Origin of the sequence: Aeromonas sp. FDAARGOS 1410 (genome assembly GCF_019048745.1) — a bacterium.
GTDB lineage: Bacteria > Pseudomonadota > Gammaproteobacteria > Enterobacterales > Aeromonadaceae > Aeromonas > Aeromonas jandaei.
Genome location: NZ_CP077401.1, coordinates 2,797,128 through 2,819,168, shown reverse-complemented (window position 1 = coordinate 2,819,168; position 22,041 = coordinate 2,797,128). Strand labels below are relative to the sequence as shown.

At 58.8% G+C, this 22,041-nt stretch carries 20 protein-coding genes and 1 other annotated feature; of the genes, 9 read left to right on the top strand and 11 right to left on the bottom strand.

The window, feature by feature from the left end; genetic code table 11:
* The first annotated feature begins 121 nt into the window (after positions 1-121).
* Genes xdhA through xdhC form a run of 3 tightly spaced genes read left to right on the top strand, consistent with a single transcriptional unit; the run spans position 122 to position 3,793 of the window.
* Positions 122-2,440 (top strand): xanthine dehydrogenase molybdenum-binding subunit XdhA, encoded by a 2,319-nt coding sequence (gene xdhA / locus I6L40_RS13135; RefSeq protein WP_216994381.1) that lies wholly within the window; start codon positions 122-124, stop codon positions 2,438-2,440.
* Complete coding sequence (gene xdhB / locus I6L40_RS13130; protein ID WP_216994380.1) at positions 2,433-3,311, top strand: xanthine dehydrogenase FAD-binding subunit XdhB; 879 nt, start codon at positions 2,433-2,435, stop codon at positions 3,309-3,311. The genes xdhA and xdhB overlap by 8 nt, the downstream gene beginning before the upstream one ends.
* A complete protein-coding gene (xdhC, locus tag I6L40_RS13125) occupies positions 3,308-3,793 on the top strand; it encodes a xanthine dehydrogenase iron sulfur-binding subunit XdhC (protein ID WP_198506172.1) in 486 nt (161 codons plus the stop codon). The genes xdhB and xdhC overlap by 4 nt, the downstream gene beginning before the upstream one ends.
* A 107-nt stretch (positions 3,794-3,900) precedes the next feature.
* Here xdhC and I6L40_RS13120 read toward each other — a convergent pair whose 3' ends face one another.
* Positions 3,901-4,440, bottom strand: a complete 540-nt coding sequence (locus I6L40_RS13120; protein WP_043850854.1) for a glycine zipper 2TM domain-containing protein — start codon at positions 4,438-4,440, stop codon at positions 3,901-3,903.
* A 482-nt stretch (positions 4,441-4,922) separates the two neighbouring features.
* Here I6L40_RS13120 and I6L40_RS13115 point away from each other — a divergent pair, with 482 nt between their 5' ends.
* The gene (locus tag I6L40_RS13115; RefSeq protein ID WP_216994379.1) at positions 4,923-5,111 is read left to right on the top strand and encodes a hypothetical protein; all 189 of its coding nucleotides are present in this window, start codon (positions 4,923-4,925) and stop codon (positions 5,109-5,111) included.
* A gap of 65 nt (positions 5,112-5,176) precedes the next feature.
* On the opposite strand, the gene I6L40_RS13110 is transcribed toward I6L40_RS13115, so the two are convergent.
* Positions 5,177-6,703, bottom strand: a complete 1,527-nt coding sequence (locus tag I6L40_RS13110) for a YfcC family protein (protein WP_216994378.1) — start codon at positions 6,701-6,703, stop codon at positions 5,177-5,179.
* Between the two features lie 636 nt (positions 6,704-7,339).
* Here I6L40_RS13110 and I6L40_RS13105 point away from each other — a divergent pair.
* On the top strand, positions 7,340-8,962 hold the full coding sequence (locus tag I6L40_RS13105; RefSeq protein WP_216994377.1) for an acyl-CoA synthetase: 1,623 nt from the start codon (positions 7,340-7,342) through the stop codon (positions 8,960-8,962).
* A 97-nt stretch (positions 8,963-9,059) separates the two neighbouring features.
* Here the strand turns inward: I6L40_RS13105 and I6L40_RS13100 are convergent, their stop codons facing one another.
* Complete coding sequence (locus tag I6L40_RS13100) at positions 9,060-10,349, bottom strand: sensor domain-containing diguanylate cyclase (RefSeq protein ID WP_216994376.1); 1,290 nt, start codon at positions 10,347-10,349, stop codon at positions 9,060-9,062.
* 354 nt (positions 10,350-10,703) lie between these two features.
* On the opposite strand from I6L40_RS13100, the gene I6L40_RS21050 reads away from it, so the two are divergent.
* The gene (locus I6L40_RS21050; protein ID WP_254204027.1) at positions 10,704-11,438 is read left to right on the top strand and encodes a P-loop NTPase fold protein; all 735 of its coding nucleotides are present in this window, start codon (positions 10,704-10,706) and stop codon (positions 11,436-11,438) included.
* Complete coding sequence (locus I6L40_RS21045) at positions 11,439-12,179, top strand: hypothetical protein (RefSeq protein WP_254204026.1); 741 nt, start codon at positions 11,439-11,441, stop codon at positions 12,177-12,179.
* Between the two features lie 35 nt (positions 12,180-12,214).
* Here the strand turns inward: I6L40_RS21045 and hisIE are convergent, their stop codons facing one another.
* Genes hisIE through hisG form a run of 8 tightly spaced genes read right to left on the bottom strand, consistent with a single transcriptional unit; the run spans position 12,215 to position 19,448 of the window.
* Positions 12,215-12,865 carry a bifunctional phosphoribosyl-AMP cyclohydrolase/phosphoribosyl-ATP diphosphatase HisIE gene (gene hisIE, locus I6L40_RS13090; protein ID WP_216994375.1) on the bottom strand — a complete coding sequence of 217 codons (651 nt, stop codon included), beginning with the start codon at positions 12,863-12,865 and terminating at the stop codon, positions 12,215-12,217.
* A complete protein-coding gene (gene hisF, locus I6L40_RS13085) occupies positions 12,858-13,631 on the bottom strand; it encodes an imidazole glycerol phosphate synthase subunit HisF (RefSeq protein ID WP_216994374.1) in 774 nt (257 codons plus the stop codon). Before hisF ends, hisIE begins: the two co-directional genes overlap by 8 nt.
* Positions 13,631-14,392, bottom strand: coding sequence for a 1-(5-phosphoribosyl)-5-[(5-phosphoribosylamino)methylideneamino]imidazole-4-carboxamide isomerase (gene hisA / locus I6L40_RS13080; protein WP_040096996.1), 762 nt, complete (start codon positions 14,390-14,392; stop codon positions 13,631-13,633). The genes hisF and hisA overlap by 1 nt, the downstream gene beginning before the upstream one ends.
* Positions 14,393-15,022 (bottom strand): imidazole glycerol phosphate synthase subunit HisH, encoded by a 630-nt coding sequence (gene hisH / locus I6L40_RS13075; RefSeq protein WP_216994373.1) that lies wholly within the window; start codon positions 15,020-15,022, stop codon positions 14,393-14,395.
* Complete coding sequence (gene hisB, locus I6L40_RS13070; RefSeq protein ID WP_216994372.1) at positions 15,022-16,131, bottom strand: bifunctional histidinol-phosphatase/imidazoleglycerol-phosphate dehydratase HisB; 1,110 nt, start codon at positions 16,129-16,131, stop codon at positions 15,022-15,024. The genes hisH and hisB overlap by 1 nt, the downstream gene beginning before the upstream one ends.
* Positions 16,132-16,146: 15 nt before the next feature.
* Positions 16,147-17,217 (bottom strand): histidinol-phosphate transaminase, encoded by a 1,071-nt coding sequence (hisC, locus tag I6L40_RS13065; RefSeq protein WP_216994371.1) that lies wholly within the window; start codon positions 17,215-17,217, stop codon positions 16,147-16,149.
* Positions 17,214-18,539, bottom strand: a complete 1,326-nt coding sequence (gene hisD / locus I6L40_RS13060) for a histidinol dehydrogenase (RefSeq protein ID WP_216994370.1) — start codon at positions 18,537-18,539, stop codon at positions 17,214-17,216. Before hisD ends, hisC begins: the two co-directional genes overlap by 4 nt.
* Before the next feature lie 12 nt (positions 18,540-18,551).
* Positions 18,552-19,448 carry an ATP phosphoribosyltransferase gene (gene hisG, locus I6L40_RS13055; RefSeq protein ID WP_071910208.1) on the bottom strand — a complete coding sequence of 299 codons (897 nt, stop codon included), beginning with the start codon at positions 19,446-19,448 and terminating at the stop codon, positions 18,552-18,554.
* A 28-nt stretch (positions 19,449-19,476) separates the two neighbouring features.
* Positions 19,477-19,601, bottom strand: a sequence feature (His leader region).
* Between the two features lie 187 nt (positions 19,602-19,788).
* Between hisG and I6L40_RS13050 the strand changes: the two genes are divergently transcribed.
* Positions 19,789-20,031 carry a hypothetical protein gene (locus I6L40_RS13050; protein WP_041207701.1) on the top strand — a complete coding sequence of 81 codons (243 nt, stop codon included), beginning with the start codon at positions 19,789-19,791 and terminating at the stop codon, positions 20,029-20,031.
* Positions 20,032-20,098: 67 nt separating this feature from the next.
* Positions 20,099-22,006, top strand: a complete 1,908-nt coding sequence (locus tag I6L40_RS13045; protein WP_041207702.1) for an ATP-dependent DNA helicase — start codon at positions 20,099-20,101, stop codon at positions 22,004-22,006.
* The last annotated feature ends 35 nt before the right edge of the window (positions 22,007-22,041 follow it).

The following is a 22,041-nucleotide window of genomic DNA, read 5'->3' as shown; positions in this document are numbered from 1 at the left end:
AGACAGATGGGATCCTCTTCACACTTCTTTCCATCGCTGGGGCGAGAGGGGGAAACAGGCGCATATCTTGCTGTTTTTTATCCCGGTTCTGGATTTTTCTTCCCTGAAAAAGGACTTGATCATGTCCATAGGATTACCGCTCAAGCGGGTGGATGCCGAGGCCAAGGTGACCGGCAGTGCCCGTTATACCGATGACAACATCATGCTCGGCATGCGCCACGCCAAGTACGTGCGCAGCAATATCGCCCACGGCAAGGTGCTTGCCATCGACGCCAGCGAGGCGCTGGCGCTGCACGGGGTCGAGGCCGTGTTTACCCACGAGGATGTGCCTACCACCTGTTTTCGCACTGCCGGCCACGCCTGGTCCCTCGATGAGGCCAAGCGGGATGTGAAAGACCGGCGTCTGCTCACCGACCATGTGCGTCACTTTGGTGATGGCGTCGCCATCGTGGTGGCGCGCGATCCGCTGGTGGCCGAGAAGGCTGCCGCCCTGGTCAAGGTGACCTACGAGCCGCTGCCGGTGATGACGGATGCCCACAGTGCGCTGGCCGAGGATGCTTATCCCATCCATCCGAATGGCAACCTGCTGCGGCAAAGCCAGATCCGGGCGGGTGAGCCGGAACAGGTAATCGCAACAGCGGATCTGCAGTTCAAGGCGCACTATCAGACGCCGGTGGTACAGCATTGCCATCTGGAGACGGTGACCTGCTACGCCTATATGGATCAGCCGGACCACATCATAGTGGTCAGCAGCACCCAGATCCCCCAGATTGTGCGCAGCCGGGTGGCCAAATCCCTCGGTCTGCCCTGGTCGAGCGTGCGGGTGATCAAGCCCTATATGGGCGGCGGTTTTGGCAACAAGCAGGATGTGCTGGAAGAGCCGATGGCGGCGTTTCTGAGCTACAAGCTCGGCGGCGTGCCGGTCAAGGTGACTCTGAGCCGGGAAGAGTGTTTTTTTGCTTCCCGCACCCGCCACGGCTTTGCCATCGATGGCAAGATGGGCCTCAACCGCGACGGCACCCTCAAGGGCTATCAGCTCGACGTGCTCTCCAACACCGGCGGCTATGCCTCCCACGGCCACTCCATCGCCAGCGCCGGGGGCAACAAGATCAGCTACCTCTATCCGCGCAGCGCCTTTGGCTACGACGCCAAAACCTTCTACAGCAACCTGCCCACCGCTGGTGCCATGCGCGGTTACGGCGCGCCCCAGGTGATTTTTGCCCTCGAGTGCATGCTGGATGATGCCTGCGCCGAACTGGGGCTGGATCCGCTCTATGTGCGGATCGCCAACGTGGCGCGCGAGGGGGATGTCAATCAGGTCAACCAGAAGACCATCTACAGCGCCGGGTTGCCGGACTGCCTGCTGCGTGGTCGCGAGCAGTTCGAGTGGGATCGGCTCAAGGCCGAGTGCTTGGCGCAGGATCCGGCAAGCCGGGTGCGGCGTGGCATCGGGGTGGCGTGCTTTAGCTACGGCTCCAACACCTATCCGGTGGGGGTCGAAATTGCCGGCGCCCGCATGCTGCTCAATCAGGATGGCACCGTCAATCTGCAGATCGGTGCCACCGAGATAGGGCAGGGGTCGGATACCGTCTTTGCCCAGATGGCGGCCCAGACGTTGGGCATTCCGTTTGAGCAGATCCGAGTCATTTCGACTCAGGATACCGACATCACCGCCTATGACCCGGGCTCGTTCGCCTCGCGCCAGAGCTATGTGGCGGCCCCTGCCATCCATCAGGCGGCGCTGCAGTTGCGGGCCCGCATTTTGTCGCTGGCGGCCCAGCTCTGTCATCAGGATGTAGGATCCCTCACCCTGATCGACGGCTACGTGGTGCTGGCCGGTGCGCCGGACAAGGTGTTGATCAGCGTCGCCGAAGTGTCGGTCAACGCCTACTACCACCTCACTATCGGCGGTCAGATCACCTCCGAGGTCTCCCACAAGACCACCACCAACCCGCCGAGCTTTGGCTGCACCTTTGTCGATCTCAGCGTCGATATCGATCTCTGCAAGGTGACTATCAATCGCATCATTAACCTGCACGATGCGGGCAAGATCCTTAACCCGCAACTGGCGGAGGGACAGGTGCATGGCGGCATGGGGATGGGGATCGGCTGGTCCCTGTTCGAGGAGATGATCATCGATGCCAAGAGCGGCGTGGTGCGCAATCCCAACCTGCTCGACTACAAGTTCCCCACCATGCTGGATTTGCCGGAGCTTGAATGTGACTTCGTGCAGACCTATGAGCCCCAGTCGGTCTATGGCCACAAATCACTGGGGGAACCGCCCATCATCTCGCCGGGCCCCGCAATCCGTAACGCCATTCGAATGGCGACCGGCGTCGCCATCAACGAGCTGCCTATCACCCCCAAGACCCTGTTTCGGGAGTTTGTCGCGGCGGGTCTGATTGGCGAGGGAGCAGGGGAGGAGCAACACCATGTTTGATATTGCCCGTTACTACAAGGCGCACAGTGTGGCCGAGGCGGTCGCCCTGCGTCAGGCTGACCCCGAGGCGCGTCTCTTGGCCGGTGGCACCGATGTGATGATCCAGCTGCATCACCTCAACGCCGCCTATCGCCATATCGTCGATATTCACGACTTGCCCGAGCTCAAAGGGGTGAGTGAGCTGCCTGATGGATCGATCCGTATCGGCTCTGGCACCACCTTTACCGAGCTCATCGAAAACGAGCTGGTGCAGCGCCGCCTGCCGATGCTGGCCGAGGCGGCCGCTACCATCGCCGGCCCGCAGATCCGCAACGTCGCCACCTATGGTGGCAACATCTGCAACGGCGCCACCAGTGCCGACTCGGCGGCGCCTACAGTCGCGCTGGAAGCTGAGCTGGAAATCGCCGGACCCAATGGTACGCGCCGCATCCCCATAGCCGGATTTCATACCGGCCCCGGCAAGGTGGCGCTGCAACCGGCGGAGATCCTGGTGGCGTTTCACTTTGCCCCGGACGCGCACCCCCAGGTAGGCTCCCACTACTTCAAATACGCCATGCGCGATGCCATGGATATCGCCACCATCGGCTGCGCCGCCTACTGCCAGATTGAGGATGGTCACTTCAAGCGCCTGCGGCTGGCCTATGGGGTGGCGGCACCGACACCGGTGCGCACGCCGCACGCGGAAGCGGCGGCCGAAGGGCAACAACTGACTCGCGCCACACTGGCAGCGATTGCCGAGGCGGTGGTAGCCGATGTGGCGCCGCGATCCTCCTGGCGGGCAGAGAAGGAGTTTCGCCTGCACCTTATCAAAACCCTGGCGCAGCGGGTGGTCGCCTGCGCAGTAGAACGTGCCGGAGGCAAGATCCTATGATGCAACCGCAAAGCTGTCCCGCCGTAGAGATCCAGTGCGAGATCAACGGAAAACCCTACTCCTATGCGGTGTCGCCCACCATGTCGCTGCTCCACTTCCTGCGTGGGCAGGGGCTTATCAGTGTGAAAGAGGGGTGCAGTGTCGGTGAGTGCGGCGCCTGTACCGTGCGGGTGAATGGCACGGCTATCGACAGCTGCCTCTATCTGGCGGTGTGGGCCGATGGCAAATCCATTCGCACCGTGGAGGGAGAGCGCAAAGGTAACGAACTCTCCGACGTGCAACAGGCCTTTATCGACGAGGGGGCGGTGCAGTGCGGTTTTTGCACCCCGGGCCTCGTGATGGCGAGCGCCGCCCTGCTCGACAAGACCGAGCGCCGTCCGCTGACCGATGCGGAGATCCGTCGCGGGCTGTCAGGCAACCTCTGCCGCTGTACCGGTTATCAGAACGTGGTGCGGGCGGTGAAGAGGTGCTGCAAGGGTTGAGCAGCAGTTTGCCCCTTCGGTGACAAAAGCCGCGTAACAAGCGATAAAACCAAAGGCCCGTCTCGCAAGAGGCGGGCCTTCTCTCTTTGAGTCGTTAACCGGGTTGATTACCCTTTTTGCGGCTCGATCACCAGTTTGCCATCCTTGACCGGAATGGTGGGGCCGGGAGCCTGTTTCATCCGGATCACCCCCTCCTGACCGGCTAGGCGGTAGGTCACGTCATAGCCGATAGTGCGGGTACTGCTATCCTGCACTGTCTTGCAGCGCTGCTCGGTGGTGGTATAGGTGTCGCCCGCCTGCATATTGCCTTGCACCTGATTGCCGGCGTAGCCACCCGCAACCGCTCCGGCGGCAGTCGCAACCTTCTTGCCGCTGCCACCGCCAAACTGGTGGCCGAGCACACCACCCAGCGCGGCGCCAACCACGGTGCCGAGGATCTTGTTCTCATCCTGCACCGGTTTGCGGTGGGTGAGCGTGACGTTGCGACACTCCTGACGCGGAGTCTGGATGGTCTCTGTGACCGGCTTGCTGGCAATCACCTCGGCAAAGGTGGGGGTCGGTGTAAAGAGCGAGCCACTGGCCGCCGCCGACAGCGCCAGTGCGGAAGCGACGCCAATACCGATACCTGCCATCATGGATCTGTTCATGTTGTTGTTCTCCTGCAATATCCATTCGAGCTGTTCCAATCTGGCGCCATCTTGTCATAGCCGCTGCAGCGGACAAGGCGAGAGGGACGAGAGTGCGACAGCCGGTGACAAGGTCAAAAAACAGCCACCATGAAAAAGTGTCTGACTTTGGCGACAGCGCCGTAAAAATGACCATTTTGGTGATGATGAAAAGGAGGCAAGGGGGTGAATGGCCCATTATGAGTCGCATTTTGCAATGAAAAAATGACGGTTGTCTGGCATGTGGCAAACTGCTTCCGCCCGCGAGGTCAAGTGCAGTGGGTAATCCCCAGGATGCTGCTGCCAACCCATTGATAAAACACTGCAGCCAGATCGTCTTTGTGCCGATAAGAGAATACGGCAAGCCTTTTGCTTGGATTGGGGTAAGGAGAGTGGGGCGTTAGGCACCAAGGGGCCGCGCCAGACAGGAGACCACCTCCGAACCGGAGCAATGAGGGGGAGATATGTCAATGTTACCCAGGTGGATCACCCCGGCCATTCAGGCCAACATCATCACGGTGCAGCAAGCGGAGCGCCTGCTCGCCTCTCTCTATCAGCCACTTGCCGAGCAGGGTGAAGAGTTGCCTGCTGAGTTGGTCGACATCAGTCTCAAACTCTACTGCTTCCGCCAACAGGGGCGGATACGTCATTAAGGCTGACAAAAGAACACCCCGCGCCTGGCACGGGGTGTTTCGTTGGGGGGCACAAAGCTAGCCAATCAGGCCATCATCACCTGCGCCACCAGCATCAGGGCGCCAAATCCCAGCACAAAGCCCACCATGGGCAGCACGAACCTGACCCACTGGTTGAACTGGATGCCGAGCATCTGCAGGGTGACCAGCACCAGCCCGGTGGGGGCCAGGAACAGCATGGCGTATTGCCCCCAGTTGTAGGCCGACACCACTATGTAGCGCGGGATCATCACAGTATCCGCCAGCGGCGCCATGATAGGCATGGAGAGCACCGCGAGCCCCGAGGAGGAGGGCACCACCAGCCCCAGCAGGGTGAACACCAGCATCTGCGCCACCGCAAACACGGCGCCGTGCATGCCGGCCACCAGGCTGGAGGCATAGGCCAGGATGGTGTCCGAGATCATCCCCTGATCCAGCACCAGATTGACTCCCCGCGCCAACCCGATGATAAGCGACACCGCCACCAGTTCCGACGCCCCTTGGGTGAAGGCTTCGACCGCCTCTTTCTCTTTCAGGCCCGAGATAAAAATGATGATGATGGCGACGGCAAGGAAGGAAGCCGCCATCTGCGGGAACCACCAGCCAGCCATGGATACGCCCCACACCATGAGCGGAAAGGCGAGGATAAACAGGGTCAGGATGATCTTGCGGCGCAGGGTGAAGGGGACCCCTTCATCGAGGGAGCCCTCTTTCAGGAAGCGGGCCCGGAAGCTCTCTCTATCTTCATAGGTGTAGGAGAAGGCCGGGTTGGCCTTGATCTTCTTGCAGTACCAGTAGAGATAACCGATCACCACCAGGGTGCCCACCAGACAGCCTATGGCGCGAAAGATCAGCCCCTCGGTAAAAGGGATGCCGGCGGCGTTGGAGGCGATCACCACCGAGAAGGGGTTGATGGTAGAGAAGGTGGTACCCATGGAGGCGGCAAGGAAGATGGCCCCCACACAGACGATGGAGTCATAGCCGAGCGCCAGAAAGATGGGCACCAGGATGGGATAGAAGGCGACAGCCTCTTCCTCCAGCCCACAGGTGGTGCCCCCCAACGCCATCACAAAGCAGACCAGCGCCACAAACAGGAACTCATTGCCCCGGGTCTTGCGCGAGAGGGCGACCAGCCCGGCATTGAAGGCGCCGGTCTTGTTGATGACGCCGATCAGTCCCCCCAGTACCAGAATGAAGACGATGATGTCGGCCCCCTCTATGGTGCCCTTGACCATGCTCACCGCCACGTCGGAGAGCCCCTTGGGCGCTTGGGCCAGTCGCTCATAGGTACCGGGGATAGCGATGGGCTTGCGGATGGTGCCGTTGACGAACTGCTCCACCCCGATATTGATGTCGAGTCTGGTCAGTTCATCCTGAGTGGCGGGCACTCGCCGGGTTTCCCCTTGCGGCGTATTGATGGTCAGCATATGGCTGGCGGCATTATAAGAGAGTTTGGCATAGGCTCCCGCCGGAATTATCCAGGTCAGCCCGATGGCCAACAACATGATCAAAAACAAAATGGTAAACGCGGTGGGAAATTGTCTGCGGGTCTGGGTATTCGGCTCGGCACACATAAAATGCTCCTCGATAAAGCAGGTTAGGGCTCGGCGGAATATCGGGTCGATAGGGTTCCTTCGTCATGCAGCGGGAGTGCGTAAACTCACTGGTTGTGGCGCATCGTATGGCGAGAAATCTGGCCTGATATTGAACATCCGGTAGATTGTTTCACCAAGAAACCATAACCCGCCGAGGGGAAGCATGAACAGCGCTGCGGGCCTGCTTTATGGAAGCCGTCACAAAATATATTTAATGGGAAGTTTGTCATTAATTTACTGGCGATAAAGCGATGCGCTTGTTTATGCCATAAATATCCATGCAAACTATCTTACTTAATAAGTCAATATTGATGCCCCTGCAACCTAATATGGTTTGGTTGCATGCCAATATCAGCGTATTCATTATTTGACGGGTTTTATGCTGAGAATATTGGCCGTCGACATTTGTCGTTGAAAAAACAGGCACCAGAATGCAGTTCGGTCAGATTAGCGTCGTCGGTGCAGCGCCTCTAAGACGTTTTGCTAATACCTGTGTCGAGCACCTCGCTGTAGGCTGTGATCCCCGATACGAGCACCATCTGGCAGGACGCCAGACGATGGTTGCCGGCGCTCCCGGGAGCGCACCGCTTTTGCTACCTGCGAGGAAGGAACCCGATGACAGAGCAGAACATCTATCAGCGCGATCTGGAAAAAAATCCCGCCAATTACGAGGCGCTGACCCCCATCAGCTTTCTGGGACGGGCGGAGCGGGTCTACCCCGACTATCCGGCGCTGATCCACGGCCCGCTGCGCCAGAGCTGGGCTCAGACAGCCCGCCGTTGCCGCCAGCTGGCCTCGGCCCTGCGGCTTCGCGGTATCGGGGAGGGGGATACCGTCTCCATCGTCGCGCCCAATATCCCGGCAATGTTTGAAGCGCACTTCGGGGTGCCGATGAGCGGCGCCGTGCTCAACACCATCAATACCCGGCTCGATGCCGAGTCGATGGCCTTTATCTTCCAGCATGCCCAGAGCAAGGTGGTGCTGGTGGACAGGGAGTTTGGCCCTGTGGTGCGCAAGGCATTGGATCTGCTGGAGAACCAACCGCTGGTCATCGCCATCGACGATCCCCTCTACAGGGAGGGGGCGCTGATCAGTGAGCTCGACTATGAGACGTTTCTTGCAGAGGGGAATAGGGATGAGCCTGGCTGGTTGCCGCAAGATGAGTGGCAGGCCATCTCCCTTAACTACACCTCCGGCACTACCGGCAATCCCAAGGGGGTGGTCTATCACCATCGTGGTGCCCACCTCAACGCCATCAACAATGTGCTCTCCTGGGAGCTGCCCAAACATCCCGTCTATCTCTGGACCTTGCCGATGTTTCACTGCAACGGCTGGTGTTTCCCCTGGACCCTGGCGGCCACCGCCGGGGTGAGTATCTGCCTGCGCCATGTGCAGGCCGCCGCCATTTATGAGGCGCTGCACGAGCACAAGGTGAGCCATTTTTGCGCAGCGCCCATCGTGCTCAATATGCTCAACAATGCCGAACCGGCGCTCAAGCAGGGGCTGGATCACCCCATCAAGGTGATGACCGCTGGCGCTGCGCCCCCCGCCACCGTGATCGCTGGCATGGAGGCGATGGGGATAAACGTGACCCACGTTTACGGCCTCACCGAAACCTATGGCCCCTGTGTGTTGTGCGAACCGCAGCGAAGCTGGCAGGGGCAGGATGCCACCACGCTGTCGCGTCTCAAGGCACGGCAGGGCGTCGCGTCACCCCTGCAGGGGGAGATGCGGGTGGTCCATCCGGTCAGTGGTGAGCCGGTGGCCAAAGATGGCAAAACCATGGGCGAAATCGTGTTGCGCGGCAATGTGGTGATGAAAGGCTATCTCAAGAACCCTTCTGCCAGCGCCGAGGCGATGGCGGAGGGGTGGTTTCGCAGTGGCGATCTGGCGGTGTGGCACCCGGACGGTTATGTGGAGATCAAGGACAGATCCAAGGACATCATCATCTCGGGCGGGGAGAACATCTCCAGTCTGGAGGTGGAAGATGTGCTCTATCGCCATCCTGATGTGGATGAAGCGGCAGTGATCGCCATGCCCGATGAGAAGTGGGGGGAAGTGCCCTGCGCCTTCGTGAAATTGAAAGAGGGGCGAGAGACCACCCAGGCGGAGCTTATCGCCTTTTGCCGTGAGCAGATGGCCCACTTCAAGGCGCCCAAGCGCATCATCTTCACTCCGTTGCCGAAGACCTCGACCGGCAAGGTGCAAAAGTTTGTGCTGCGCAAACAGCTGGGCTAGGCGCCAATGGCGCGTGAGTGAAAGCAGCGTGCAATAGGAGCGAGAGATCGGGATAAGTGCAAAAAAAGGCGGTGGGAGAGCCTGACGGGCCAGCCAGCTATCGCGCCTTGCTCGCGACGCAGTTGCGGCCGGTCTGTTTGGCCTGATAGAGCATCTGATCGGCACGGGCGTAGAGGCTCTCCATCAGCTCCCCCTCGCCATTTTCCACCAGTCCGGCACTGATGGTGATGACCAGCTCATCCCCATCGGGCAGGGGCAGCGTGCTTTGCATCACCTGCAGGCGCAGCCGTTCGGCCAGTGATGCGGCGGCCTGGAGGGTGGTATTGGGTAGCAAAATGGCGAACTCGTCGCCACCGATACGAGCCAGCACATCTTCGCTGCGCAGCACCGATTGCATCACCCTGCCCAGATGAACCAGCGCCCTGTCCCCCAGGGGATGGCCGAAGCGATCGTTGATGCACTTGAACTGATCCACATCCAGCACCATCAGAACCGAGGTGAGGTGGTGGCGCATGTCCAGACTGAGGTTCTTCTCGCACATCTCGAAAAAGAAGCGGCGGTTGTAGAGGCCGGTGAGGCCATCGCGTACCGACTGATGGTGCAGCTGCTCCTTGAGCTGGTGCAGTTCGGTGATATCGGAGGAGATACCGATCAGGGTCGGGGTGCCATCCCCCAGCAGAAAGGGCACCTTGACCGACCAGTAGTAGTGCTGATTGCCCTCGATATCGGTCAGCGTCTCTTCTCCGGCTTGCAGTTCTCCCGTTTCGAATACCCGGTTGTCCAGCCGCCACAGCTGGCAGGCGCTGGCGGCCGGGATCACCTCATCATCGCGCCGGTTGATGATCTGCTCGGCAGGAAGGCCAAGCAGGTCGGAGACCTTTTGATTGACGTAGAGAAAGCGGTGCTGGCTGTCTTTCATGTAGATATGGGCATCGACATTGGCGAGGATGATCTCCAGCAACTGGTGCTGCTCGGCCAGCCGCGCTTCTATCAGTTTGTGCTCTGTAATATCGGTTGAGATGCCGCACAGGCCGATCAGGTTGCCATCCCGGTCATACATAGGCTTTTTGACTGTCCAGTAGAAGCGCTTTTCTCCGGTGGTTTTGAGGTAGTTGATCTCCTCCTGAGCGAGGGCGAGCTGCTGCTCCAGCACCAGTTGATCATTGCGCTTAACGGCATCAGAGAACTCGAGATCAAAAAAGGCACGATCATCCTGCCCCTGCAACTCGGCGAGGGTACAACCAAAGAGGTCCAGCACAGCCTGATTGGCATAGGTGTAACGGCCCGCCAAATCTTTGGTAAAAAGGTAAGCGTCAGTCTCGTTGAAGATGGCTTTGAGGTGATCCAGCTCATGCTGTAATCGAATGGAGAAGGGTTCATCCTTCATGTGGTTAACCATCCTTGGTCAATGGCGTCGTTGTATACCGCGCGAATAAATGTACCAACTGTTTAAATTAAGCACTGAACAGGCCATATTTCGCGTTTATTTCCGCAAGTTCTGCGCGATGTCACACGATTGTCATCGTTGGTGTGGTCAAAGGAAATCAGTTGAGTCCGTGGCTATTCAGATAACTGTCCAACCCATATCGGCCCGGCTTCGTGGGGCGGCAGCAGAGAAATTAACCGGCAGTCAAATACGCCAACCCGAGCGGCAGAAAGGGCAACAAACAGGTCTTTAATCAAACTATTTTCACTGTGCTCCTGATATCATCCTCAGCAACGCAATATGGAGAGATACGAGATGGCAGTGGCACCGTTTAAATGGGATGAAGCAGTTCAGTGGGACGGACCGGGGGCCATTGCAGGTAGCGAAGAGATCTTGAGTGCCGATCGGCTGGATCGCGCCCGCTATGCCGAGTTTCTGACCAACTACCTTGCCGCCGAAGGTAAGCAACGCAACTATGTGCTTAACCTCAATGCCGAGTGGGGGGCGGGAAAAACCTGGTTTATCAAGCGCTGGTATATGGAGCTGAAAACGCACTATCCCACCGTCTATATCGATGCCTGGCAGCAGGACTTTTCCGATGATCCTTTATTGACGGTGATTTCATCGATTATCGACCAGTTAAAAATGATTGCGGGAAAAGAAAACCCGATTCCAGAAGGAATGCGTCAGCGGCTGCTTGGATTATTTAAGGTCGGCGGCAAATTGGCGCTGAAAGCGGCAATCAAAAAAGCCGGGTTGGAGGATGAGGATTTTTCTCTGGAAGGGGAGGAGGCCAATCAGCTGGTAGATGCCTTATGCAGTAATCAGAAAGAGCGTTATGAATCTATCCAGTATCTTAAACAAGAGATACGGCAATGGGTTGAGGGAGCAGTTGGTTTAAGTGAAGGAGAACTGGATTATCCCGCCTTTATTTTGATTGATGAGCTGGATCGTTGCCGCCCCTCTTATGCAGTAGAGATGCTTGAGACCATCAAGCATATTTTCGATATTCCTATGGTGGTATTTGTGCTGGCAACAGATACCGAGTAGTTGCAGCATGCTATCAAGGTAATTTATGGGGAAGGGTTTGATGCTCAGACTTATCTAGGCCGATTTTTCAAAAGACGTTTTTATTTGAATAAATGCCCTAGCCATTTTCTCATAGAAGATTTTGTTGCAGCTCGATTTGAGCTTTTATGTAGTAAAACATTTCATTGTTTTTCAGATTCTAGTGACTTTTCTAAAACACTTGCAAAAATTGTGGATGCATACCATCTCACCGCAAGAGAGACTGAGTCATTCTTGGATACGTTGTTTGCTATATTGCATTCAGTGTCGGAGCGTTCCATAGATATTATCTATTTGTCTGCCTTACTGATTATGCATGCAAAAGTTCCTGCGGCATATATAGTTCTTCGTAGCGGCGGGAAACTTTTAGATGCTGAAATTGATAAGATTAATGTAAATCAAGATAATCTTTTCTCATGTAAAAACAAGGCAAAGTTATCAATGGTGATTAATTATTGGTCTGATGTTAAGTCAGGTCGTAATGAAAAGGTAATTTTGAAAAATGATGATTTTTATGCATATATAGTACATGTTAATAAAATTCTCGGTGGTTATTATTCAAACATCGATAATAAGCCGGATGATATAAATAGACTGACAATAATTCGTTCAGACGGAAGATATGATGATAATGGTGGATATTATATGGCTTGCTTGCAAAATAAAGGGTTGACAAATAATGATTATATAGAACTGGTCGAATTATCTACCTTGTTATTATGATGGATGGGCTAAACGCCCATCTATCATAATGCAGTTTATTTATTATGCCGCTTATAAAGCCGCTGTACGACATCTTGTAATCCCAGCCCCTCATTTTGCAGCAGCACGGTCAGGTGGTAGAGCAGATCGGCGGATTCGTTGATGAGCTCTTCCCGATCCTTTGCCATGGCGGCCAGCGCCACTTCCACTCCTTCCTCACCGACCTTCTGGGCGATGCGCTTGGTGCCTTTGCCGTAGAGGCTGGCGGTGTAGCTGGTGGTCGGATCGGCCCCTTTGCGGGCGGCCAGCACCTGCTCCAGCTCTGCCAGAAAACCGAGGGGCGGCAGCGGGTGACCATGGAAGCAGGAGGTTGTCCCCTTGTGGCAGGTGGGGCCGACGGGGTTGGCGGCGATCAGCAGGGAGTCCTGATCGCAGTCAGTGCTGATGGCGACGAGTTGGAGCACATTGCCCGAGCTTTCACCCTTGGTCCAGAGCCGCTGTTTGCTGCGGCTAAAGAAGGTGACCTGACCGGTGGTCTGGGTTTTTTCCAGCGCCTCGCGGGTCATAAAGCCCTGCATCAGCACCTCGCCGCTGGCTGCATGCTGAACGATGGCGGGGATCATGCCGTCGCATTTTTCCCAGTCGAGCAGCTCGGCAAGGGGGCGCGCGCTGGCGGTTGTTTGTGCATTTTCAGAGAGGTTATTCACGGATGGCGACTCCTTCAGTTTTCAGCCAGCGTTTCAATTCGGGAATGGGGATAAGACCCTTGTGGAATACAGAGGCGGCCAGCGCCCCGTCCACATCGGCGAGGGTGAAGGCATCGCGAAAGTGTGTCATGGCACCGGCGCCGCCGGAGGCGATCAGCGGCACCTTGCAGACGCCGCGCACCAGCTTGAGCTGATCGAGATCATAACCCTGACGCATGCCATCCTGATTCATCACGTTCAGCACGATTTCGCCCGCGCCGCGCTTTTGCACTTCTTGCACCCAGTCGATGGTGTGCCAGGCAGTGGTGCGGGTGCGACTCTCGTCACCAGTAAACTGTTTGACCTGATAGTGGCCCGTGTCGGCGTCGAAGTAGGAGTCAATGCCCACCACCACGCACTGCACGCCAAAGCGCTCGGCCAGTCGACTGATGAGGGTCGGATCGGCAAGGGCAGGGGAGTTGATGGAGACCTTGTCGGCGCCAAACTCGAGGATCTGGCGGGCATCTTCCACGCTTTTAATGCCACCGGCGACGCAGAAGGGGATATCGATCACCTCCGCTACCCGGCTCACCCAGCTCTTGTCTACCACCCGCGCATCGCTGGAGGCGGTGATGTCATAGAACACCAGCTCGTCAGCACCCTCTTCGGCGTAGCGGCGTGCCAGTTCGACAATGCCGCCCATCACCTCGTGGTTGCGAAATTGCACCCCCTTGACCACCACGCCATCTTTCACATCGAGGCAGGGGATAATGCGTCTTGCCAGCATCAATTGCCTCCTCTGGTATCAGCAGCGGGGGCTTGCCAGCAGGCGATGGCGTCACCTACCGAGAACTTACCCTCCAGCAGGGCGCGGCCAAGGATGATCCCCTTGACGCCGGAACCCTTGAGCGCCTCGATATCCGCGATGCCGCCAATGCCGCCGGAAGCCTGAAAAGCCACGCTCGGATAGCGGGCGCAGAGATCCCGATAGAGCTCGACGTTGGTGCCAGCCAGGGTGCCGTCACGGCTGATATCGGTGCAGAGCACATGCTTGAGCCCGGCGGGAAGGAAGCGCTCGATCAGTGCCTCGATGGTTACGCCGCTGTTCTCCTGCCAGCCTGCTACCGCGATATGACGATTGCCCTGCTCATCGATATTGACGTCCAGCGCCAGCACGATCTGCTCGGGACCATATTTCTCCATCCAGCTGGCCACTAGATCCGGGGATTTGACGGCGGTGGAGCCAATCACCACCCGGCTGGCACCGGCGGCCAGCAGATCCGCCACATCCTGTTCGGTGCGCACGCCGCCGCCGACCTGCACCGGTGCTTCGGTGGCTGACAGCAGTTGGGTCAGCAGGGGCAACTGGCGCGCCTTGGCATCCTTGGCGCCGTCCAGATCCACCAGATGGAGCTGCACCGCCCCCTGGGAGACATATTCATCGAAGCGCGCCTGCGGGCTGCTGCTGTATTCGGTCTTCTGCTCGTAGTCCCCTTGATAAAGACGGACCACCTGACCATTGATCAGGTCAATAGCGGGAATGATCATTCATAGCTCCAGAAAATTTTGCAGCAAACGGGCACCGGCTGCGCCTGAGCGCTCCGGGTGGAATTGGGCGCCAAAGAAATTGTCACGGGCGACAATCGCGGTAAAAGGCTTGCCGTAGTCACAAGTCGCCAGCGTCGCTTTTGTCACCTCCAGCGCATAGGAGTGCACGAAATAGAAGTAACTGCCGCTCGGGATCCTCTTGAGCAGGGGATGGGTCTCGTCATGCTCAATCTGGTTCCAGCCCATATGGGGCAAGCGCAGGTTACCCACTTCCATCAGCCGGATCTTGCCCGGCACTATGCCAAGGCAGTCGATAAGCGTATCTGGCAAACCCTGCGTGCCCATGCTCTCTTCGGAGGCCTCCGCCAGCATCTGCATGCCGAGGCAAAAGCCCAGCAGCGGCTGCTTGGCGGCGCGGATAAGGGGCACCAGCCCCCGTTCGTTGAGGTTTTTCATGGCGGCCACCGCAGTGCCGACACCGGGCAGGATCAGCTTGTCCGCCTGCTCGATATCAGCCGCCACGCTTGAGACCAGCGGCTGCACGCCGAGGCGCTCGAACGCCATTCTGACCGAGGCCAGGTTAGCGCAGCCGGTATCGATAATGACCAGCTTCTGCTTGCTCACATCCATCACAGCACTCCCTTGCTGGAGGGAAGTTCGCTCCCTTCCACCCGAATGGCCTGACGCAGGGCGCGGCCAAAGCCTTTGAACAGCGCCTCTACCTGATGGTGGGTATTGCCGCTGCCCACCTTCATCTGCAATGTGATGGCCATGGCATCGGAGAGGGAGCGGAAGAAGTGGGGCACCATCTCGGTGGCCATCTCGCCCACCTTGTCACGGCCAAAGCCGCTCGGGCAGTCAAACACGAAGTAGGGGCGACCGCTGAGATCCAGTGCGGTGCTTACCTCCTGCTCGGTCAGAGAGCGCGCATCGATCACTGCCTGCACCTCGTCCATCGCCAGCACAAAGCCGAAGCGGCCGATGCCGCGTTTGTTGCCAAGGGCCTGACGCAGCGCCTGACCCAGCGCCAGCCCCACATCCTCTACCGTGTGGTGATCGTCGATATGCAGATCGCCGCTGACATTCAGCTTGAGCTGGAAACCGGCGTGGGTGGCAATTTGATCCAGCATGTGATCAAAGAAGCCGATACCGGTGGCGATCTGGTTGCCGCCGCTCTTGTCTAAATCCAGCGCCACCTGAATACGGGTCTCCTTGGTATAGCGCTCCACCGAGGCTACGCGCCCCTTGGACAGCAGCTGATCACGGATGGCGAGCCAGTCGTGATCCTGCGGGTGGTAGCGAATCCCGCCAATGCCCATGTTCTCTGCCAGCTGCAGATCGGTCTGCCTGTCACCAATCACGAAGGAGTTGGCAAAGTCGATGCGGCCCGAGGCGAGGTACTCCTTCACCAACCCGAGGTGGGGCTTGCGACAGCTGCAACCGTCGGTGGGGAAGTGCGGGCAGATCAGCACCTGTTCCCACTTCACCCCTTGCGATTCAAACAGGTGCATCATCAGGTCGTGGGGTGGCTGGAAGTTCTCCAGCGGCAGGCTGGCGGTGCCCAGTCCATCCTGATTGGTCACCATCACCAGCACGTAACCGGCGGCCTGCAACTCGCGCAGCACCGGAATGACCATGGGTTCGAAGCGCAGCTTGGCGAGGCTATCCACCTGCTTGTCGGTCACCGGCTCTTCAATCAGGGTGCCGTCGCGGTCGATAAACAAAAACGGGGTCTTCATCGCTACATCCTTGTCTTAAAAAGAGGGAGAGGGCAGATCACGCAATACCGCCAGCACGGCATCCATCTCGCCCTGATAGCCGATTGTGATGCGAATGCTGTTGTCCAGACTCGGCTTGCTGGAGAAATCCCGCAGAATGATGCCGGCGGCTTTCATGGCGGCAAAGACGGTGGCGCCATCCACAAAGCGCACCAGCACGAAGTTGCCCTTGTCCTCGAATACTTCCTTCACGCAGGCAAGCGTTGTCAGCTCTGCCTTGAAGGCGGCTTTTTGCTTGTTGAGCTCCACCACTCGCTCGCGCATCAGCTCCAGCCCCATGAGGGAGAGTGCCTGCGCCGCGATCTGGGCGATGGGCTCGGGGATGGGATAGGGGGAGATCACCTTGGCCAGCATGGCGATCACCTCGGGGCTTGCCAGCGTAAAGCCACAGCGGATCCCCGCCAGGGCAAAAGCCTTGGAGAGGGTGCGGGTCACCACCAGATTGGGGAAACGGGCCAGCAGGTCCACCACGGATGCTTCCGGGCAGAACTCGATATAGGCCTCGTCCACCACCACGATGGCGCGATCACGCGCTTTTTCCAGCAGGGCGATGAGGCCGTCGCGACCCACCAGATCCCCGGTGGGGTTGTTGGGGGAGCAGAGAAACACCAGTTTCACATCGCTGAGGCGATCGGCGATGGCGTGCCAGTCGGGCTGACGGTTGGCGGTCAGCGGCTGCTCGACGATGCCCACGCCACAGGTCTCGGCGCTGATGGCGTACATGCCGTAGGTGGGCGGGCAGATGAGGATCTGATCTTCACCCGCTTCGCAGAAGGTGCGAATAAGCAGCTCGATGGCCTCATCGGCGCCGCGGCTCACCAGTACCTGATCCGGATTAACCTCGGCATAGGCGGCATAGCTGTTCACCACCTCGGCCGGTTGGCACTCGGGGTAGCGGTTGAGGCGGCTCCCCTCGATGGTGAAGGGATAGGCCTGCGGCGCCTCGTTGGCGTTGAGCCAGACGTGGCCCTTGCCGCCGATGCGGCGGGCGGATTGATAAGGGGTGAGGGCCCGCACCACGCGGCGCGCCAGATTGGCAATGCTCATGACAAATCCTTCTGCTGTGCTGTTGGTTGGGGCGCGGTGGCCAAGGCATTCAACCTGATGGTGACGGCATTTTTGTGGCCATCGAGCCCCTCGGCCTGGGCGATGCGCTCGACGATAGGGCCAAGGCCGCGAATGCCTTCGGCGCTCAGCTCCTGCACCGTGTAGCGGCGCTGATAATCGGCAAGGCCAAGGCTGGAACAGGTACGGGCATAGCCATAGGTAGGCAGGGTGTGGTTGGTGCCGCTGGCGTAATCGCCGACTGATTCCGGTGTCCATGCACCCAGGAAGATGGAACCGGCGTTCTCGAGTTTATCCAGCAGATCACGCGGGGCGCGGGTCTGAACGATCAGGTGCTCCGGCGCATAGGCGTTGGAGATGGCACACGCCTCGGCCAGATCATCGCAGAGGATCACCAGACTTGAGCCGAGCGCCTGCGCGGCGATATTCCGGCGGCTCAACTTGGCCAGTTGGCTCTTGATCTCCCCTGCGATGGCATCGGCCAGCAGCGGCGAGGTGGTCACCAGCACCACCTGACTGTCGGGGCCGTGCTCGGCCTGGGAGAGCAGATCCGCCGCCACGAAGGCCGGGTTGGCGCTCTCGTCGGCAATGACCAGCACCTCGGAGGGGCCGGCGGGCATGTCGATGGCGGCGCCGCGCCAGTCGCGGGAAACCTGCCCCTTTGCTTCGGTCACATAGGCGTTGCCCGGGCCGAAGATCTTGTCCACCTTGGGAATGCTCTCGGTGCCGTAAGCCATGGCGGCGATGGCTTGGGCGCCGCCAATGGCGAACACCTTCTCGACCCCGCAGGCGCGGGCGGCAAACAGGATCTCGTCGCTGGCGGGGGACGGGGTGCAGAGCACCACTTCTCGGCAACCGGCGATCGCAGCCGGAATGGCCAGCATCATCACGGTGGAAGGGAGCGGTGCGCTGCCCCCCGGCACATAGAGACCGACCCGGCTGATGGGCTGGGTTCGCAGCTCACACACCACCCCGGGTTGGGTTTCCACCCGCACTACCTGCTGCAGTTGCGCGGCGTGGAAGGTGCGAATATTGGCAATGGCCGCTTCGATGGCGCTTTTGATGCCGTCATCCAGCCGCGCGCAGGCGGCTTCAATCTCGGCCTCGCTAACACGCAACTGTTCACGGGGGGCGCGCTCGAAGCGCAGGCTCAGCTCGCGCAGGGCCTCATCGCCCCGGCTGCGCACCGCGGCGATGATTTCTTTGACCACGGCGCCAATATCGGCCTCGTCATTGAGGGCTGGTCGTGTCAGCACGTCGGCCTGCTGGGCAGGGGAGAGGGTCTTCCAGATCAGGGTCTGCATGATGTCCCTTCCTTATTCCATCATCTTTTCGATGGGCAGCACCAGAATGGAGCTGGCACCCAGCGCCTTGAGCTGCTCCATGGTCTCCCAGAACAGGGTCTCGCTGGAGACAACGTGCAGCGCCACCTGATTGGTGTCACCGGCCAGTTGCATGATGGTGGGACGCTCGGCACCCGGCAGCAGATCGGTGATGGCGTCGAGCTTGTCTTTGGGGGCGTGCAGCATGATGTACTTGCTCTCGCGGGCCTGCTGCATCCCCTGAATACGGGGCAGCAGTTTGTCGATGAGTTTCTGCTTGGCATCGGACAAGGGGTTGGGGGCCTGTACCAGTACAGCCTTGGAGCGGTAGATCACCTCTACTTCTTTCAGGCCATTGGCTTCCAGGGTTGCACCGGTGGAGACCAGATCGCAGATGGCATCGGCCAGGCCCGCGCGGGGCGCCACTTCTACCGAGCCGCCCAGCATCACGCTCTTGAAGCCGAGACCCTTTTCGTCAAAGAAGCGCTTGAGCAGCCCGGGGTAGGAGGTGGCGATGCGCTTGCCTGCCAGACTCTCTGGCCCTGTGTAGGTCACATCTTCCGGCACCGCCAGCGAGAGGCGGCAGCCACCAAAGTCCAGCTGCTTGAGGGTTTTGACCTCGAAGGGTAGTCCCTGTGAGGCACGAATGAGCTGCACCTCTTCCAGCACGTTCTCGCCGATGATGCCAAGATCGACCACCCCTTCCATCACCAGACCCGGGATGTCGTCATCACGCACCCGCAGGATATCGATGGGCATATTCTCGACATGGGCGATAAGGCGCTGCTCGCGCAGGTTGATCTTGAGGCCACAGCTCTTGAACAGGGCTTGGGAGTCCTGGCTCAGACGACCGGACTTTTGCATGGCGATACGAAGACGTTGTGTTTCCATTGCTCGATTTCCTTCTAGTCAAAAACGAAAAAACCCTCGGAAGTGGGTGCTTCCGAGGGTTTATGAATCTTGCGGTCCTTTTGGAAGTCACCAGTAACGTGTCTTCCAGCAGTCAACCTCCTGAAAGACTAGTCGGGATGATGATGGTGGTGATGAGTCTTCAGGCTGGTGAACTGCATGTAATCAATCCTTTACAAATAAGATGTCGTTGTTGACGCCCGATTTAAACTACCTGCCTTGACGGAAAAAGCAACCGGAAAATGTAATTTGGTCGATTAAAGTTGAGAAAACGGTTTTCTGGTCGATAACTAGACAATAACCCCTTGCAGGAGTTCGTATCATGCCGAGCCAGGACCTGTTGTTCCCCATTTTGCCCCGGGCCCCCGCCACCCCCGGCAGCGAAGAGATCAAGCGGGAAGTGAATCAGATCAGCAAGAAGCATCAGCTGCGCAAGACCAGCACTGACAACAGTGACTCCCAGCAGCGCGAGCAGGCTTATAGCCAGAAAAAGCACGATCAGCAGAAGGTGGAAGAGAGTGATCACAAGCCGGATCCCGACCACCAGATCGATCTCTTCGTCTGAGCAGATTATCTGTCCCGCTTTTGCCGCACTTTTGGCATAATGGCCGCTTTGACCGCGGGACGCCCCTTTGACCATCCAGACCCTGTTCAAGCCAGATGGCCCTCTGGCCAGCCATATCGACGGTTTCAAAGCTCGCGCTCCCCAGCTGGAGATGGCCGAGGCGGTCGCCCGCGCCATCAAGAGTCATGGTCGCTTGCTGGTGGAGGCGGGGACAGGTACCGGCAAAACCTACGCCTATCTGGTGCCGGCGCTGGAGTCCGGCAAACGGATCGTGATCAGCACCGGCTCCAAAAACCTGCAGGAGCAGCTCTTCTATCGGGATCTCCCGACCATTACAGGCGCACTCTCCTATACCCCGCCGGTGGCCCTGCTCAAGGGGCGCAGCAACTATCTCTGCATCGAGCGGATGAACCGGCTCTTGAGCGAATCCCATCTGCAAAAGCCGGAAGTGCTCAATGATCTGGTCAAGGTGAAGTCCTGGTCTACTGCCACCGACAATGGCGACGTGGGGGATATTCCGGGGCTGCAGGAGAACGCCGAAATCCTGGCTCATGTCACCAGCACCAATGAAAACTGCCTCGGTCGGGATTGCCCCTATTACGACGACTGCCATCTGGTGGTGGCCCGCCGCCGCGCCATGGACGCCCAGGTGGTGGTGATCAACCATCACCTCTTCTTCGCCGATATGGCGGTCAAAGACACCGGATTTGGTGAGCTGGTACCGGAAGCTCAGGTCTATGTGTTTGATGAAGCCCATCAGCTGCCGGAGATCGCCACCAGCTACTTTGGCAAGTCGGTGGGCAGCCGTACCATTCTGGATCTGGCACAGGATATCCAGCTTGCCTATCGGGCCGAAGCTCACGATATGGCCCAGCTCGGCAAGGCGGCTGACAGGCTCGCTATTGCCAGTCAGGATCTGCGGCTCGCTTTCGGTGTGGATGGAGGTCGCGGCAATACCCGCGACATGCTGCGCCAACCGCTCTGGGGCCAGGCACTGGCTCGTCTTAACGATGCCATCGGGCTCTGCTATGAAGTGCTGAAGCTGGCGCTGGGGCGGGGTGAACAGCTGGATCACGCCTTCGAGCGGATCAGTGAGCTGCGCACCCGCCTTGGCGAGGTGCTGGCGGTCAATCAGACCGGATTCTCCTACTGGTATGACTGCTCACGGCTTCATTTCACCCTCAACCTGACGCCGCTCTCGGTAGCCGAGCGCTTTGGCTCCGAGGTGCTGCGCCCTGAGGTAGCCTGGGTCTTTACCTCTGCCACGCTGACCGTCGATCAGCGTTTCGATCACTTCAAGGCCGAGCTGGGACTGGCGGGCAGCGCCGAGCTAATCCTCGACAGTCCGTTTGATTATGGCGAGCAGGCGCGGCTCTGCGTGCCGCGTTTCCTGCCCGAGCCCAACGCCTTCGGCCGCGGTGAGCAGTTGGCCAATCTGATGATCCCCCTTATCAACAAGACGCCGGGGGGCTGTTTCTTCCTCTGCACCAGCCATCAGGTGATGCGTCAGGTAGCCGAGGTGCTGCGTCGGGAGATTGGCCGTACCGTGCTGCTGCAGGGGGAGGACAACAAGCAGCGGCTGCTCAAGGAGTTTGTCGAGAATGGCCGCGCCGTGTTGGTGGCGACCAGCAGCTTCTGGGAGGGGATCGACGTGCGAGGCGCTGCGCTCTCCTGTGTTATCATCGACAAGCTTCCCTTCGCGAGCCCCGATGACCCTCAGCTCAAGGCACGGGTGGAGGATTGCAAGTTAAAGGGCGGCGATCCCTTTGCCGAACTTCAGCTGCCCAAGGCGGTGATTGCGCTCAAGCAGGGGGTGGGGCGGCTTATTCGTGATCGCAGTGATCACGGCGTGCTGGTTATCTGTGATCCGCGTATGGTCAACAAACCCTACGGCGCCACCTTCATCAAGAGTTTGCCCGCCATTCCGCGAACCCGCGAGCTGGCGACGCTGGGCAATTTTTTTGACCGCAGTTGAATATACCCGCCTGACATGGGGCCTATTGCGGCCGT